This window comes from Burkholderia sp. GbtcB21 (assembly GCF_019091065.1).
GTDB lineage: Bacteria > Pseudomonadota > Gammaproteobacteria > Burkholderiales > Burkholderiaceae > Burkholderia > Burkholderia pyrrocinia_C.
In genome coordinates this window covers 134,774-148,452 of sequence record NZ_JAGXKA010000006.1, presented here as the reverse complement: position 1 = coordinate 148,452, position 13,679 = coordinate 134,774, and the positions used below count along the sequence as shown (strand labels likewise).

At 67.0% G+C, this 13,679-nt stretch carries 17 protein-coding genes; 8 read left to right on the top strand and 9 right to left on the bottom strand.

Going from position 1 to position 13,679, the window contains the following annotated elements; genetic code table 11:
- Window positions 1-167: 167 nt before the first annotated feature.
- Window positions 168-1,043, bottom strand: a complete 876-nt coding sequence (locus KVT39_RS16280; protein WP_217589590.1) for a lipid A biosynthesis lauroyl acyltransferase — start codon at window positions 1,041-1,043, stop codon at window positions 168-170.
- Window positions 1,044-1,183: 140 nt separating this feature from the next.
- Between KVT39_RS16280 and KVT39_RS16275 the strand changes: the two genes are divergently transcribed.
- The 4 genes from KVT39_RS16275 to KVT39_RS16260 all read left to right on the top strand — a co-directional run bounded on the left by KVT39_RS16275 (window position 1,184) and on the right by KVT39_RS16260 (window position 3,195).
- Window positions 1,184-1,438 (top strand): hypothetical protein, encoded by a 255-nt coding sequence (locus KVT39_RS16275; protein WP_217589588.1) that lies wholly within the window; start codon window positions 1,184-1,186, stop codon window positions 1,436-1,438.
- Window positions 1,439-1,774: 336 nt separating this feature from the next.
- Complete coding sequence (locus KVT39_RS16270; RefSeq protein WP_105390131.1) at window positions 1,775-2,248, top strand: universal stress protein; 474 nt, start codon at window positions 1,775-1,777, stop codon at window positions 2,246-2,248.
- A 49-nt stretch (window positions 2,249-2,297) separates the two neighbouring features.
- On the top strand, window positions 2,298-2,573 hold the full coding sequence (locus KVT39_RS16265; RefSeq protein WP_034184230.1) for a DUF1488 domain-containing protein: 276 nt from the start codon (window positions 2,298-2,300) through the stop codon (window positions 2,571-2,573).
- 187 nt (window positions 2,574-2,760) lie between these two features.
- The gene (locus KVT39_RS16260) at window positions 2,761-3,195 is read left to right on the top strand and encodes an Hsp20/alpha crystallin family protein (RefSeq protein ID WP_034184231.1); all 435 of its coding nucleotides are present in this window, start codon (window positions 2,761-2,763) and stop codon (window positions 3,193-3,195) included.
- Between the two features lie 101 nt (window positions 3,196-3,296).
- Here KVT39_RS16260 and KVT39_RS16255 read toward each other — a convergent pair whose 3' ends face one another.
- Window positions 3,297-3,962 carry a nitroreductase family protein gene (locus KVT39_RS16255; RefSeq protein WP_175749441.1) on the bottom strand — a complete coding sequence of 222 codons (666 nt, stop codon included), beginning with the start codon at window positions 3,960-3,962 and terminating at the stop codon, window positions 3,297-3,299.
- Between the two features lie 230 nt (window positions 3,963-4,192).
- Between KVT39_RS16255 and KVT39_RS16250 the strand changes: the two genes are divergently transcribed.
- Both KVT39_RS16250 and KVT39_RS16245 read left to right on the top strand, forming a co-directional pair.
- Entirely contained in the window at window positions 4,193-4,843 is a 651-nt protein-coding gene (locus KVT39_RS16250) for a BON domain-containing protein (RefSeq protein ID WP_034184294.1), read from the top strand.
- Window positions 4,844-4,898: 55 nt separating this feature from the next.
- Window positions 4,899-5,138 carry a hypothetical protein gene (locus tag KVT39_RS16245; RefSeq protein WP_034184233.1) on the top strand — a complete coding sequence of 80 codons (240 nt, stop codon included), beginning with the start codon at window positions 4,899-4,901 and terminating at the stop codon, window positions 5,136-5,138.
- Window positions 5,139-5,224: 86 nt separating this feature from the next.
- Here KVT39_RS16245 and KVT39_RS16240 read toward each other — a convergent pair whose 3' ends face one another.
- The 5 genes from KVT39_RS16240 to KVT39_RS16220 all read right to left on the bottom strand — a co-directional run bounded on the left by KVT39_RS16240 (window position 5,225) and on the right by KVT39_RS16220 (window position 9,901).
- Window positions 5,225-6,973, bottom strand: a complete 1,749-nt coding sequence (locus tag KVT39_RS16240) for a SulP family inorganic anion transporter (RefSeq protein WP_217589586.1) — start codon at window positions 6,971-6,973, stop codon at window positions 5,225-5,227.
- A gap of 186 nt (window positions 6,974-7,159) precedes the next feature.
- Window positions 7,160-7,411, bottom strand: a complete 252-nt coding sequence (locus KVT39_RS16235; protein ID WP_105390127.1) for a hypothetical protein — start codon at window positions 7,409-7,411, stop codon at window positions 7,160-7,162.
- Between the two features lie 144 nt (window positions 7,412-7,555).
- Window positions 7,556-8,494: a TIGR00730 family Rossman fold protein gene (locus tag KVT39_RS16230; protein ID WP_105390126.1), complete on the bottom strand. Its 939-nt coding sequence runs from the start codon at window positions 8,492-8,494 to the stop codon at window positions 7,556-7,558.
- Between the two features lie 27 nt (window positions 8,495-8,521).
- Complete coding sequence (locus KVT39_RS16225; protein ID WP_105390125.1) at window positions 8,522-8,857, bottom strand: c-type cytochrome; 336 nt, start codon at window positions 8,855-8,857, stop codon at window positions 8,522-8,524.
- Between the two features lie 42 nt (window positions 8,858-8,899).
- Window positions 8,900-9,901: a nitroreductase family protein gene (locus KVT39_RS16220; protein ID WP_217589584.1), complete on the bottom strand. Its 1,002-nt coding sequence runs from the start codon at window positions 9,899-9,901 to the stop codon at window positions 8,900-8,902.
- A 176-nt stretch (window positions 9,902-10,077) separates the two neighbouring features.
- Between KVT39_RS16220 and KVT39_RS16215 the strand changes: the two genes are divergently transcribed.
- Window positions 10,078-11,067 (top strand): zinc-dependent alcohol dehydrogenase family protein, encoded by a 990-nt coding sequence (locus tag KVT39_RS16215; protein WP_217589582.1) that lies wholly within the window; start codon window positions 10,078-10,080, stop codon window positions 11,065-11,067.
- Window positions 11,068-11,101: 34 nt separating this feature from the next.
- On the opposite strand, the gene fnr is transcribed toward KVT39_RS16215, so the two are convergent.
- Window positions 11,102-11,875 carry a fumarate/nitrate reduction transcriptional regulator Fnr gene (fnr, locus tag KVT39_RS16210; RefSeq protein ID WP_217589581.1) on the bottom strand — a complete coding sequence of 258 codons (774 nt, stop codon included), beginning with the start codon at window positions 11,873-11,875 and terminating at the stop codon, window positions 11,102-11,104.
- Between the two features lie 301 nt (window positions 11,876-12,176).
- Entirely contained in the window at window positions 12,177-12,824 is a 648-nt protein-coding gene (locus tag KVT39_RS16205; RefSeq protein WP_175749511.1) for a response regulator transcription factor, read from the bottom strand.
- A gap of 346 nt (window positions 12,825-13,170) precedes the next feature.
- Here KVT39_RS16205 and KVT39_RS16200 point away from each other — a divergent pair, with 346 nt between their 5' ends.
- Window positions 13,171-13,629: a universal stress protein gene (locus KVT39_RS16200; RefSeq protein ID WP_175749445.1), complete on the top strand. Its 459-nt coding sequence runs from the start codon at window positions 13,171-13,173 to the stop codon at window positions 13,627-13,629.
- Window positions 13,630-13,679 lie beyond the last annotated feature (50 nt).

The window sequence follows — 13,679 nt, the reverse complement described above, 5'->3', positions numbered from 1 at the left end:
CCTCGGCGCTGGTCGGCAAGAACAGCGGGGCATGGCAGCCGCTGCCGCCGGATTTACCGCCCCGGTCGTAGGGCAGAGAGAAGTCGGCCCGTCATGGCGCGACAAATATCATTCAAATTCGCATCTGTGCGTGAGCGCCGGGTTTTGCCGCTCATGCCATGCCGCAGTCAATAGACCCCTGGCTCGCCTGCCGGACGATGCTTGAACCGTCGGTGCACCCAGTAGTACTGCTCGGGAAATCGAAGGATCTGCTCCTCGAGAAAGGAATTCATCGTGCGCGCGTCGAACGACTCGCTAGCGGTCGGATAGCTGTCGAGCGGCTCGAAGATGGTCAGCTTGTAGCCGCGGAATGCCGGCAGCACTTCGGTCACGAACGGTACGACCCGCGCGCCGCTCAGCTTCGCCAGCCGCGATACCGACGTCAACGTGCAGGCCTGCACGCCGAACAGCGGCGCAAACACCGACCCCGTCGTGCCGTGATCCATGTCCGCGGCGAGCATCACCGGGGTGCCCGCGCGCAGCAGTCTGACGAGGTGTTTCGCGCTCGCACTGCGTTCGATCATCTCGGCGCCGAAGCGCCCGCGCTGACGTTTGGCGAGATCGCACACGCGACGGTTCGACATGCGCGTGTAGAGCGCCGCAACGGGCAGCGACGACGAATAGAGCATGCAGCCCACCTCGATGCCGACGAAGTGAAAACCCATGAAGATCGTCGGCGGTGCATCCGGATCGTGGAGATCGATGCGGCTGTCCAGCTCGACCAGCCGACCGAGCGACCGCGCGCTGCCGAACCACTGGAACCCGCGCTCCAGGTAGCTCCGGACGACGTGTTCGAAATGGGCACGCGCGAGCACATCGCGTTCCTCGGCGGTCTTCAGCGGAAAGCAGAGTTGCAGGTTGACATGCACCACGTGCTTGCGTCGGCTCGGTATCCGGTAGAGCGCAGCGCCGATGCCGCTGCCGGTTCTCGCGACCAGCGAGTACGGAAGAATGGCCAGGAACCGTAGGAGGCCGAACAGCAGCCAATACCCGAGAGCGTTCATGATGATGATGGACTTCCGTCTGATGACTGCCCGGCGCCGCTCGAGTCGAGTGATGGGGTACGGGGAAATCGGGTTGTGTCGAGACCACGCAAGGCAGGTGCTTCCGCGACCACCTGTGACGGCGGCCGCGCGCCAGGCCGATGATGGCCGACCGCTTCGATCCGACGTTCGAAGCGATACATGATGGCGGGCGGAAAATTCATCCACGCGATGCCGGCTCGGACGGCGCGGATGCGCATGGCCTCCAGATAGCGCGCCGGGTTCGGGCCGCGCGGCACATACGTGAATCGATGGAACACGCCACCGGCAGCCAGGTGGCGCGCGAAGGCGCAGGGAACGATCGCGGCGGCCGGTTCGACCGGCATCGCGACGATGTGGCAATCGGCTCACGATAACACGTGCGCGCGCCCCGCCGAAGAAGTCGCCCGTCATGCCGAGTCGGGCCGCATTCATACGCACGATCCGCGACACGGGAAACCGATGCCGAAGGGCGTTCGCGAAAGCGGGTCGGCTCCTCCTGAAACTCACGGCCTCGCCAATCTGCCTTCATCAAGGCCGGTCCCCGCAGGGTGCCGCATCTCGTTCGGCAGCCCTGCATCGTTTCGTGATCCTCAATCCATTTTGTCGATTTTCGCACCGTTGATTTCGGTCAACGTCCGATCCCGTCGCGCGCCGATGATGGAGGCAAGTCCAAACGTCGCATGTACGCCAGTCCATCCCGCGAGGTCCGTATGTACACGAATATCATGGTCGCCGTAGACGGTAGCGTTTCGTCCAGACAAGCCCTCGACGAAGGCCTGAAGATGGCCCGCCTGCACCAGGCCCGCCTGTTCGCCGTTTTCGTCGTCGACAAATCCATTTTGCTCAGCTACGCCGGGCGACTCGACCCGAATGCATTGATCGAGGAGGTCAGACACGACGGTGTAGCAGTGCTGCGAGATGCCGAGCGGACGATTGCGCGCGCGGGGGTGAACGGCGATACGGAAATCGTCGAAACGGAGCTCGGCCAGGATGTTGCGGAACGCCTGCAGCGCTATGCAGCCGAACATGCGATCGATCTGGCCGTACTCGGCACGCATGGTCGGCGCGGCATCCGCCGCGCGATGCTCGGCAGTGTCGCGGAACGCTTCCTGCGCACGTCGAGTTGCCCGGTACTGCTCGTGCGCGGCGACGACGCGACGCGTGCAGCCGTTGCGGCCGCATAGCGCAACTGCGCAAGCACCGTTCGGTGCGCGATCCCGTCAGGAGACCGTCATGGAAATCTCGTTTCCCGTCGAACCACCGGCGTATTCCGGGCAGGAGCCCGCGCTGGCCTTTCCGGCACTGGTAGAAGGCCGGCGCGTGCAATGCGCGATCACGGCCGCGGCACTGGAAGATCATTTCCTCGCCGCGTCACCTCGGGAGCCGGATCTCGTGGCCGCGTTCTCGTGCAATCGTCCCGCCATCGAATGCGCGGCGCGCCGCATGCTCGAGGAGGTCGGCGGCCGGCCGATCCTGCTCCACAGTGGATTTTTCCGGTTCTGTACGTAACCGGCTCGCGCCGTTGACGCGTATCAAACCGCAGCCGGCTCGCCCGTCTACGCTGGATTCCTGACAGGACGGTTCGTTCCCCGCGCGACAGGCGCATGTCGCAGCGACGCGTCCCGCATTCCGGTCCGGCACCGTCAGGACGAACGCGCCGGGCCGACTCAACTCAACCGTTCGAGGAGTGCACATCATGAGCAATCTGACCCGCTACGATCCGTTTTCGATGGACCCCGTCTCCGACCTGTTTCAGGGGCTGTTCAGGCCGTTGCGAGGCATGACGCTGACGGACGAACCCGATCTCGCGTCCGTGAAGATCGACGTCACGGAAAGCGACGATGCCTATAAGGTCAACGCGGAACTGCCGGGCGTCGCAAAGGACGACATCGACGTCCAGGTGACGGGCCGGACCGTATCGATCAACGCGAAGATCGAGCGCAACGCCGAGCAGAAGGAAGGCGAGCGCGTGATTCGGCGCGAGCGCTACAGCGGCGCGATCAGCCGCTCGTTCTCGCTGCCCGGCGAGATCGACGACGCGAACGCGACGGCAGCGTATCAGGACGGCGTGCTGTCGCTGACGCTGCCGAAGAAGACGCCGGCCGGGCAGAAGAAACTGACGATCAGCTGAGCGGGCGGCAGGCGCCGGACGATGCTTGCATCGCCCGAAGCGGGAAACCGGCGCGCGGGCAATCCGCGCGCCGTTTCATCGTGAAGCGGCCGCAGGTCCGCTCACGCATCCGACACCGTGCCGCCAGCCCGGTAACCGACGGTCTGCGCGAGGATCGGGAGTTCGTCCTCGTTCAGGCACAGCGCGTCGGCGAGCGCGCGATGGTTGATCCAGCCGCGCACGACCGTCCCGAGGCCGGTCGCCGCACAGTAGAGCGAAACGTTCTGCGCGATGGCCCCGGCCGCGACCGCCGAAAATACGTCGCGTTGCTGCGGCGGCATGTCGAGTATCGCTGAGGTCCGGACGACGTAGACGAGATCCAGCGGCGCGCGTCCGACGAAGTCCTGGTAACCCGTCAGGTTGCGGGCATCGACCGCGTGTTTCAGCACGAGTCGATGCGCGGGCGCGTCGTAGCGATAGACGCCATGCGGCAGCGCGACATAGATGTCGATTTCATTGGATGCATGCGCGGACGGCGCCGTACGACCGCCGCTTGCCGGCCGGTTGACGCCGTTCGCGGCCCACAGCATCGTGCCGAGCATCCTGGGCGGGAGCGGCGTGGCGGCGAATTCGCGGGAACTTATTCTCGTCGCGAGTGCGATCGTCAACGGCATGCCGTCGTCGAGGTTCGGGCGCGGCAGATCGACGATGGCCGGCGACTTTCCTTGTGGCGACGCCGGCAGTGCCGGGGGCGCCGGCGAATAGGTCAACAGTTGCTGTTCCGACAATTGAGTCTCCTTCGAGCATCGTTGCGCGTGCCTGGAACGTCACGCATCGGCGATCACACGATAAGGCGGCCGGGCCGCCCCGGCTTGACCTTCGTCAAGCGACGCATGCGCAGCCTGCGACGTGCGGCGCGAGATATCCGTTGACCTGCATCAGCGATCCGGCGCCGTGCGTGTGCAAATCTGGCTGCATGCGGCGGACAGGCACGCCGCGGCTCACAGGAGTGCACGCGATGAAAACCGACAAGCAGTTGAAGCAGGACGTTCAGGATGAACTGGAGTCGGACCCGGCGATCGACGCGACACGCATCGGTGTCGAGGTAGCCGACCGGATCGTGACGATATCGGGTCACCCGCCAAGCTACGCGGAGAAACTGGCGATCGAGCGCGCGGCGAACCGCGTGGCCGGCGTCAAGGCGCTCGTCGTCGACATGACTGTGCATCTGCCGAACGACGACGTCCGCACCGACGAGGACATCGCCAACGCAGTGCGTTCGGTGCTGCACTGGACGGTCGGTCTGAACGACGATGCGGTCAAGGTGCAGGTCGAGCACGGCTGGATCACGCTGTCCGGCAAGGTCGACTGGGCATACCAGAGCCATGCGGCCATGCGCGCGATCTCGCAGATGCGCAGCGTGACCGGCGTGACCGACCACATCAGCGTGCAGGGGGCGGTCGGATCGGCCGACATCAGCGGCGACATCAAGCGCGCGATCATGCGTCACGCGGAGCGCGAGGCGAAGCACATCGCGATCGAGGTGCGCGACGGCACCGTGCGGCTTTCCGGCAAGGTCGGCTCGTTCTCCGAGCGCAAGGCCGTGCGCGGTGCAGCGTGGTCCGCACGAGGCGTGCGTGCCGTCGTCGACGACCTGGTCGTCGAGTGAACCCGAGCAGCGGCGGCCGGATACGCAGTCGGCACGGATGAAGGAGGGAAGTCAGATGACAGTGTCGGGCGAGGTACATGACGCGGACTGGTCGGTGGCGATCGAGACGATCGCCGTCGAAACGGGCGGCTATCGTTGCAGGATCCATGTGACGCTCACGTCGCCGGATGGCGCATGCGAACACACGTTCGCGCATAACAGGACCCACGCCACCGAGCGCGAGGCCGCGGTCGAAGGGCTGCGAGCCGGGATGACGTGGGTCGAGATGAGGAAATCGAACACCTTCACGGTCTGAATCGCCGGCCGTCGCGGGCGTGTCGCATCGATGCCGACTTCCCGGGTCATTCGATGCGGCACGCGCCATCGCATGCATTCATGTGGCTAGTCGTCCGCTGGATCTCGTGCGGGACCCGGTGACGACGGACGCGCGACGGGTTCGCCTTGCCGCTGGACATGATGCGCGACCGCGTCGGTCACGGTCGGAAAGAAGCTGGCCGATCCGAATACGTCGAACAAGCCGTAAGCGCGCAGGCGATCCTTCACCGGGCCCTTCATTTCCGCGAAATTCAGCGCGATGCCTTGCTCGCCGAGCTCCTCGCGAAGCGCCACGAGCCGGTCCGCCGCGCTGACGTCGATATCGGTGACGGGTTCTGCCGCGACGACGATTCGATCGACCGGGCCCGCCGCTTGCGTGAGCGCAGCGTGCAGATGCTCGCAGAAAATCTCGACATTGGCATAGAAGAGCGGGGCATCCCAGCGGAACAGCACGAGCCCGGGTGTTTGCACGGCGTCCGGATGTCGCGCAATGTCGTGATAACCGCGAACGCCCGCCAGCCGGCCAAGCACCGCATCGTACGGATGCCAGGCCCGCCAGACGAACGACAGCAGCGACAGCGCGCTCGCGAGCAGGACACCCGGTACGACCCCCATGCCGACGACGCCCGCAAGGCACAGCACCGAAATCAGGCATTCGCCGCGGCGCATTCGATAAAGTCGTACCACGCCGCGGACGTCGGCGATGCCGAACGCGGCGTAAATCACCACGGCGGCCAGCGCCGCACGCGGGACGAGCGTCAGCAGCGCCGGCGCGACTATGAGCAGCAACACGATGCAGGCCGCCGCGACGAGATTCGTGACCTGGCTTTGCGCGCCCGCGGCAATCGCGACGGGCGTGCGGGACGCGCTGCTGCTGACCGCGCAGCCCTGCATCACGCCGGCCAGCAGATTGGCCGCCCCCAATGCGACCAGTTCCTGATTGCGGTCCGGCGCATCGCCCGCACGAGCGGAAAGGGCGCGCGACAACATGCTGATGTCGGCGAACGACACCAGTGCCACGGCGACCGCGCCGGACGCGAGCGCGGTCACGTCGGCGAGCGACACGACCGGAAGATGGGGCGTGGGCGCGCCGGCGGGCAACGCGCCGACCGTCGCGACCCCGTGCAACGGCAATACGCGTGCGGCCAGGGTCGCCGCCAGCACGGCGATCAATACGCCGGGCCAACGCGGCGTCACGCGCTTCATGGCCGCAATCGCCGCCAGAACGCCCACGCCCAGCACACACGCATCGATCGAAAACCGGTGCTCGAAGAGGGCACGCACGATGTGCGACAGGCCGGAGAACACGTCGTTGCCGGGGACGGACATGCCGAACAGCTCCGGCAGTCGGCCGACTGCAAGGGCGATGGCGATGCCGTTCAGGTAACCGTACTGGATCGGGCGCGACAGCAGATCGGTGACGAACCCGAGGCGGAGCGTACCGAGCAGGATGCAGATCGTTCCGGCCGACAGTGCCAGCGCGCCGGACAGCGCGACGGCCCGCTGCGGATCATGACCGGCGAGCGGTGCGATGGCCGCTGCGATCAACGCGGCCAGCGCGGAATCCGGGCCCAGCACGAGGATCCGGCTCGGGCCGAGCACCGCATAGGCGAGCAACGCGGCGATCGATGCGTAGAGCCCGGTGACGGCGGGCAGGCCGGCCGCCTGCGCGTAGCTCATGCCGACCGGAACCAGCACCGCGGAGAGTGCCAGGCCCGCATACAGGTCGCGCGAGAGCCACACCCGCCGGTAGTTCGCGAGCAGCGCGATTCCCGGGAGCATGCGTGCGATGTGTCCGGAAAGAGGCCGGATCATCGCGGTTTCGTCAGGGAAAAGCCGGGGCGACGGACATGGTTTGCTCCGGCAAGCGTGCATTCGACGGGATGCCGCCGGACCGTAACAGGCGCGCGAAACGCAAGAGCGGGAAGCGCCATTGCGCCGGATGACGGGACCGCTGCCGCCTGACCGGATACCGGCGTCGCGACACGACGGCGCTCGACATCACGCAGCCTGGAGCGCCGAAAGCTGCAGCGCCTGGGCAAAACGGGCCAGCGACGCAAGCGATCCCGTCACGCTTTCGTAGCGTTCGCGCCCGATCTGCGCATCGAGCATGACCATCATGCCGGCTTCGCGCGCAAGTGCGAGGAGCGCCTGCGTATCGGGTACCGTGCATCCCTGCGCAGCGGACCTGGAGGTGCCGGTGCGGCCGGCTGCCCGGCTTCCCGGTTCGAAACAAGACATCGCATGTGGCATGACGGCTCTCCTGAGCGAACGGCCGGGAATCGATGTGCGGTACAAGCGGTCGTCGTGCATTCAGTATCGTTTCCGCTCCCGCGGGATTCAATCAGGCAGCCCCGAACCGCGTGTAGGAAATGGGCAAATGAAATCGGCCGATTCCTACATCGCGCGGCTCGTCCGTGAAGTCACGCGCCGCGGCGGCCGCGATCGCCGCTGCGCATACCAGCAGCCGATTGCGTGCCAGATGTCCTGCGCGGATTCGCAATAGACGAACAAGTCGAGATCGCTGCGATCGATCATCCCGTCGTCCGCGAGAAAGGCGAAATCGACGACGCGGCGCCAATATGCCTCGCCGACGAGTATGACCGGCAGCGGCGCGATCTTCCGGGTTTGCAGGAGCGTCAGCACCTCGAACAACTCGTCGCAAGTGCCGTACCCGCCCGGGAAGAACACGGCGGCTTTTGCGCGCTCGAGCAGATGCAGCTTGCGGATCGCGAAATAGTGAAAGCGGAAGCACAGGGCCGGCGTGAGGTAGGGATTGGGCGCCTGTTCGCGCGGAAGTTCGATGTTCAAGCCGATGCTCGGTGCACCGTTTTCGTAGGCGCCTCGATTGGCGGCCTCCATGATGCCCGGGCCGCCGCCGGTGATCACGGCGAGCCTTGCCGTGCGGGTGCGCCGGTCGGCACGGCCGACGATGCGCCCGAATTCGCGCGCGACGCGATAGTAGGCGCTGTATTTGACCAGACGGCTCGCGACCGCGACGGCGCGGCGCCGGCGAGCGTCGTGCGGCCGCTCCGCCAGCGCACGGCTCGCTTCGCGCAGCCGCGCATTGGCTTCGGCGGGCGCGACGATGCGCGTGCTGCCGTAGATCACGATCGTGTGACCGATGCGTTCCTGTTGCAGGCGCTCCTCGGCTTTCCAGTAGTCGAGTTGCAGCCGGATGCCTCGCATGCCGGGGCGCTTCAGGAGCGTCGTGTCTTCATCGGCCTGTATGCAGTTCGCGGTCTCGGCCCGGCGCCTTGGCGGCCGCGAAAGGGCGCGCGAGGGCCGCGCGCGACGTTGCCGGGCCCTGACGGCGGTCGGTTTGACTACGCTCATGGTGGAGAGGGGGGCTGACAAGGCCGGTTACTGACTCAGGACCCATTGCACCAGTTGGCGGGCGTCGTCACGCGATAGCGGCCCGCCTCGCTCGGCGGCGGAAGGCATCGGCGTATCGCCCCAATGCGCGCGGCCGCCGTGGCGCAGCTTGATTTCGAGTTTCTCCTGCGCGTGCGGCACGCCCCGGTAGCGTTCCGCGATCTGGTGGAACGATGGCGCGAGAAACGGCATGTCGGATGTATGACAAAACATGCAGTGCTGGGCATCGACGAGCGCGGTCGGTTCGGGCACCACCGTCTGGGCGGCCGCGATGCCGGCCGTCGCGGCGAGCATGCAGGCGGCGAGTAGGCGCGTGACGTTCATGGTTTTTTTCCTCGTCAGGACGAAAGCGGGCGCGGCGCGCGATCAGGAAATCACTTCATCGAGCGGTCGGCGCGGCGAATGCGGCACATGCGGGCCGCGCCCGATGCGCAGCAGCAGTTGCGGATGCCCGCGAAGCGCGAGCATGTCGCGCAGCTGCGCGCGCAGTCCGGCCGTCTCGATCGGCTGGTTCAGGTACGACGCCGTGTAGCCCGCACGCGTCGCGACCAGCAGCATGCGCTCGAGCGCTTGCCCGGCGGCGAGCCAGGCCTCGCGATCGTCGCGAGCCGTCGCGATGCAGACGATCAGCGGCGACGCACCGACGAGCTGGTGGTGCAGCGCGGCCAGGCCGTTGCCGAGATCGAACGTGCGCACCGCGGTCGTCACGATCGGCGCCGCGAAATCCAGCAGTGCCGGCACGCCGGCCGCGAACGCGGGCATGCCGTCGACGTGCCGGCGCGGATCGATCCAGCTCGCCAGTTCGCGCCGGAACCGCGGGTCGGCAAACTGCTGGCGATCCGCGTCGGCGATCACCTCGGCCACCCGCGCGCGCCGCGCGATCGAGTCGGCACAGGCCACGTCGGCGCCTTCCGCGGCGCCCGCCGCGATCAGCGCGTGCTGGAGCGCGTCCGGAACGGGTTCGGATTCGAACGGGGCGCGCGTCGTGACGCGCTCGGGGATCGCGGCGAACAGCGTACCCAGCTCCGCATCGGTGTAGCCGTCGTCGCACACGCGCACGAGCGCCAGGACGTCGGGATCGATGTCGGACGGGAACGCGCTGATCGTATGCGCGATTCCGGCATGATTGAGCGCGACGCGGAGGTTGAGCAGCGCCGCGCCGCAACTGATGATCAGTTCGCGATCGTACGGATCGACCACGGGCAGCGCGCGAACCCGGTCCGCGCAGACCGCGATCGTCGTGCCGTCGACGATGAACCGCCACGGCTGGGAATTGTGGCTCGACGGCGCCAGCACCGCGTAGCCCAGCAGCGACCGCAGTCGATCGTCGAGACGGGGGCTTGCAGCAACGGGGGTATCGGATGTCATTCGGCAATCTCCAGGGAGCCGGCCAGCGGCGGTACGCCATTTCATCCTGTCAGCAACCGGCCGGCGGCCGTTGACCCACGTCAAGCCCGCGTCAGCGAGTCGTACGGACACGGTTCCATGCGTCTACGCTTGGAACAGGCGAAGCGCGCGACGCCGATCGCGCGGGGGAGATCCAGATGCTGGCAATGATGTTCGACGGGACGACACCGGAGTTGCGCGAGGCACACGTGCCGGACCCGCGGCCCGCGGCGGGCCAGTTGCTGATCGACGTGCACGCATGCGGCGTATGCCGTACCGATCTCCACGTCGTCGACGGCGATCTCGCGCATCCGAAGCTGCCGCTGATTCCGGGGCATGAAATCGTCGGGACGGTGCGCTCGCTGGGCACCGGCGTGACGGGTTTCGCGGTCGGCGACCGGGTTGGCGTGCCATGGCTCGGCCGGACCTGCGGGCATTGCGCGTATTGCACCGCCGGGCGGGAGAATCTGTGCGACAGCCCCGGATTCACCGGCTATACGATCGACGGCGGTTATGCCGAGCGCACCGTCGCGGACCACCGTTATTGCGTGCATCTGCCGCAGCGCTACGCCGACCAGGAGGCCGCACCGCTGCTTTGCGCGGGCCTGATCGGCTACCGTACGTTGCGCATGGCCGGCGACGCACGGCGAATCGGGATCTACGGGTTCGGCGCGGCGGCACATCTCGTCGCGCAGATCGCACATCACGAAGGGCGCCGGGTGTTCGCGCTGACGAAACCCGGCGATACCGCTGCGCAGCAGCTTGCGCTGTCGCTGGGGGCGGCATGGGCGGGCGGCAGCGACGAAGCGCCGCCCGAGACGCTCGACGCCGCGCTGATTTTCGCGCCGGTCGGCGCACTGGTGCCGGCGGCGCTGCGGGCGGTCGACAAGGGCGGGATCGTCGTGTGCGGCGGCATTCACATGAGCGACATCCCGGCTTTTCCGTACGCGTGGCTGTGGGGCGAGCGCCGCATCGCATCGGTGGCCAACCTGACGCGCGCGGATGCCGTCGCGTTCATGCGGATCGCCGACGCGACGCCGCTGCGGGTCGAGGCAACGCGCTATGCGCTGACCGACGCGAACCGCGCGCTGTCGGACCTGCGCACGGGGCATCTGTCGGGCGCCGCCGTGCTCGACACGCGCGGCTGAACCGCGCGATGTGCGAGCCGGGAAATCCGCGGCGTCAGATGCGCGCGAGCTCTTCCGAATCGACGATGCGGATCTGCTTGCCCTGCGCCGCGACGAGCCCTTTCTGCTGGAACTTCGACAGCATGCGGCTGACCGTCTCGAGTTTCATGCCGAGATACTCGCCGATCTCGTCGCGGGTCATCCGCAGCACGAACTCCGCGGCCGAGTAGCCGCGCGCCTTGAAACGCGTGGAGAGATTCAGCAGGAACGCGGCCACGCGCTGTTCCGCGCTCATCGTACCGAGCAGCAGCATCAACGCGGACTCGCGGACGATCTCGCCGCTCATCATCTGGTAGACGTGGTGCTGCATCGTCCGTACTTCGCGGCAGACCTGTTCGAGCTGGCCGAACGGAATGATGCAGACGGTGCTGTCTTCGAGCGCGATCGCATCGCCGTTGTGATGGCCGGTGTGCACACCGTCCAGTCCGAGCGATTCGCCGACGATCTGGAAGCCGGTCACCTGCTCGTCGCCGTCGCGATGCATGACGACGGTCTTGAACGATCCGGTTCTCACCGCGTAGATGCTGTTGAACGTATCGCCGGCCCGATACAGGGTGTCGCCGCGCTTGACGTGACGCGTCGTGCAGATCATCGCGTCGACCCGCGCGAAATCGTCGGGTGTCAGTTCCTGGGGCAGGCAAACGGCGCGCAGCGCGCACGAAGAACAGCGGGACGACGCGCGCTTCGGCTGGTCCGACCGCTCGACGGGGTGCAGCGGAATAAAGGGGCGCGACTGCGGCGACATCGACACTTCGGCATGGCTCTGCATGATCTGCTCCGGTTTGTTGGGGCGGCGGCGAATCGCGTGGGCACGGTCGCGCTGGCCGCTACGGGCGGCGTGAAACTCCGCCGCCTTCATCGAGGACGTGCCGCATCGGGGTGCGGGACGACGATGCAGTCGATGCAGGACTGCGCCGCCGGCCGCGCCAGGAGGCACGCGTGTTTGTTTTTCTTGACCGTGAGTATGGACAGCCGGGCGCGCGAATGAAATCAGCGGAAATTGAAGATCAAGTAGGTGATGAAGAAGGGCTGTAGGGCAATTCCTACAAACGTGCGGCGTCTTGTCGCGCTCAAAGTTCGTCCGGGTCGTCGAACAGCTTGTGGCGTACGGCGTACCGCACGAGTGCCGCATCGTTCGACATCTGCATTTTCTCGAGGATGCGCGTCTTGTAGGTGCTCACGGTCTTGACGCTGACGCACAGCGTCTGCGCGATGTCGGAGATCGATTCGCCGCAGGTCATGCGCCGGAACACGTCGAACTCGCGATCGGACAAGCGCTGGTGCGGCTGCAGCTCCGCCGGCTCGTTGAGGCTTTGCGCGAACTGCTCCGCCATCGTGAGGCTGACGTAGACGCCGCCGGATGCAATCTTGGCGAGCGCGGCCACCAGCTCCGCGCTCGCGCTTTCCTTCGTCATGTAGCCGGACGCGCCGGCGCGAAACGCACGCACCGCATATTGCTGTTCGGCATGCATCGTCAGCACGAGGATATGCAGGGCCGGCTTTTCGTCCTTGATCTGCCGGATCAGTTCGATGCCGTTGCGGCCGGGCATCGACAGATCGAGCACCAGCACGTGTGCCGGGGTGCCGCGGATCAGCGTCACGGTCGACGCGCTGTCGCGCGCCTCGCCCGCGACCTCGAACCCGTTTGCGTTCTGCAGGATGTGCCGGAGGCCGTCCCGGACGAGCGCGTGGTCGTCGGCGATGAGTACCCTGATCATGCGACATGCCCCTTGCCGGATCGCGCGGAACGGCTGCGCAGCGGCGATCGTTGATCCTGCCCCGATTCGTACATCCCGGTCGTCCGGCGTCTGGCTGCGCTCATGACGACCGCCTTCGATGCCCGGACGCCGTTCCGGCAAATGCGCTTGCATGCGCCGATCCGCCGTTGCGGACGTTGAATGGAATTGTGCGCGTTTTGCAGGGGTTCGCCAATCGGCGCACGTGCACCGTGCCGCCGTGCCTGGCGCGAGGCCTGCTTGATCGGTGTCAACCGGCCGGGCGGCGGCGGGCCCAGACTGAAGATCCCGATCCGGCCGGAACGGGGTGGATAAACCGGGAGGCGCCATGTATGAACGGATCTTCGCCGCGCTCGACGACAGTCGCGGCGCGCGGCTCGCGCTCGACGAGGCGATCGCGCTCGCCCGCGCGTCGGGCGGCCTCGTGGTCGCCGTGTGCGTCGTGACGGATACGCCGCCGCTGACGAATATCGGCAGCGCTTATGTCGATCGGATCGCCCCGGGCGGGGTAGATGCAAACCGCGCAGCGGTGGCGGTCGCCGATGCCGAAACCGCATTCCGGCTGTGCGGGGTGCGCGGCACCGCGCAAACGATCGATGCGTGCGGCGAGAACGTGTCGTCGGTGCTGGCGCGCGCGGCCACCGACTGCGATGCCGACCTGATCGTGATGGGGACGCACGGCCGGCGGGGTGTTCGCCGGGCGTTGCTCGGCAGCGTCGCCGAGTCGCTGCTGCGCACCGCGGACCTGCCCGTGCTGCTGGTCCGCGACGATTCGGGCGCGCCGTGATCCGCCAGGACGACGGGGCGGCCGACCGAGGCCGCCCCGTTCGCGTTCAT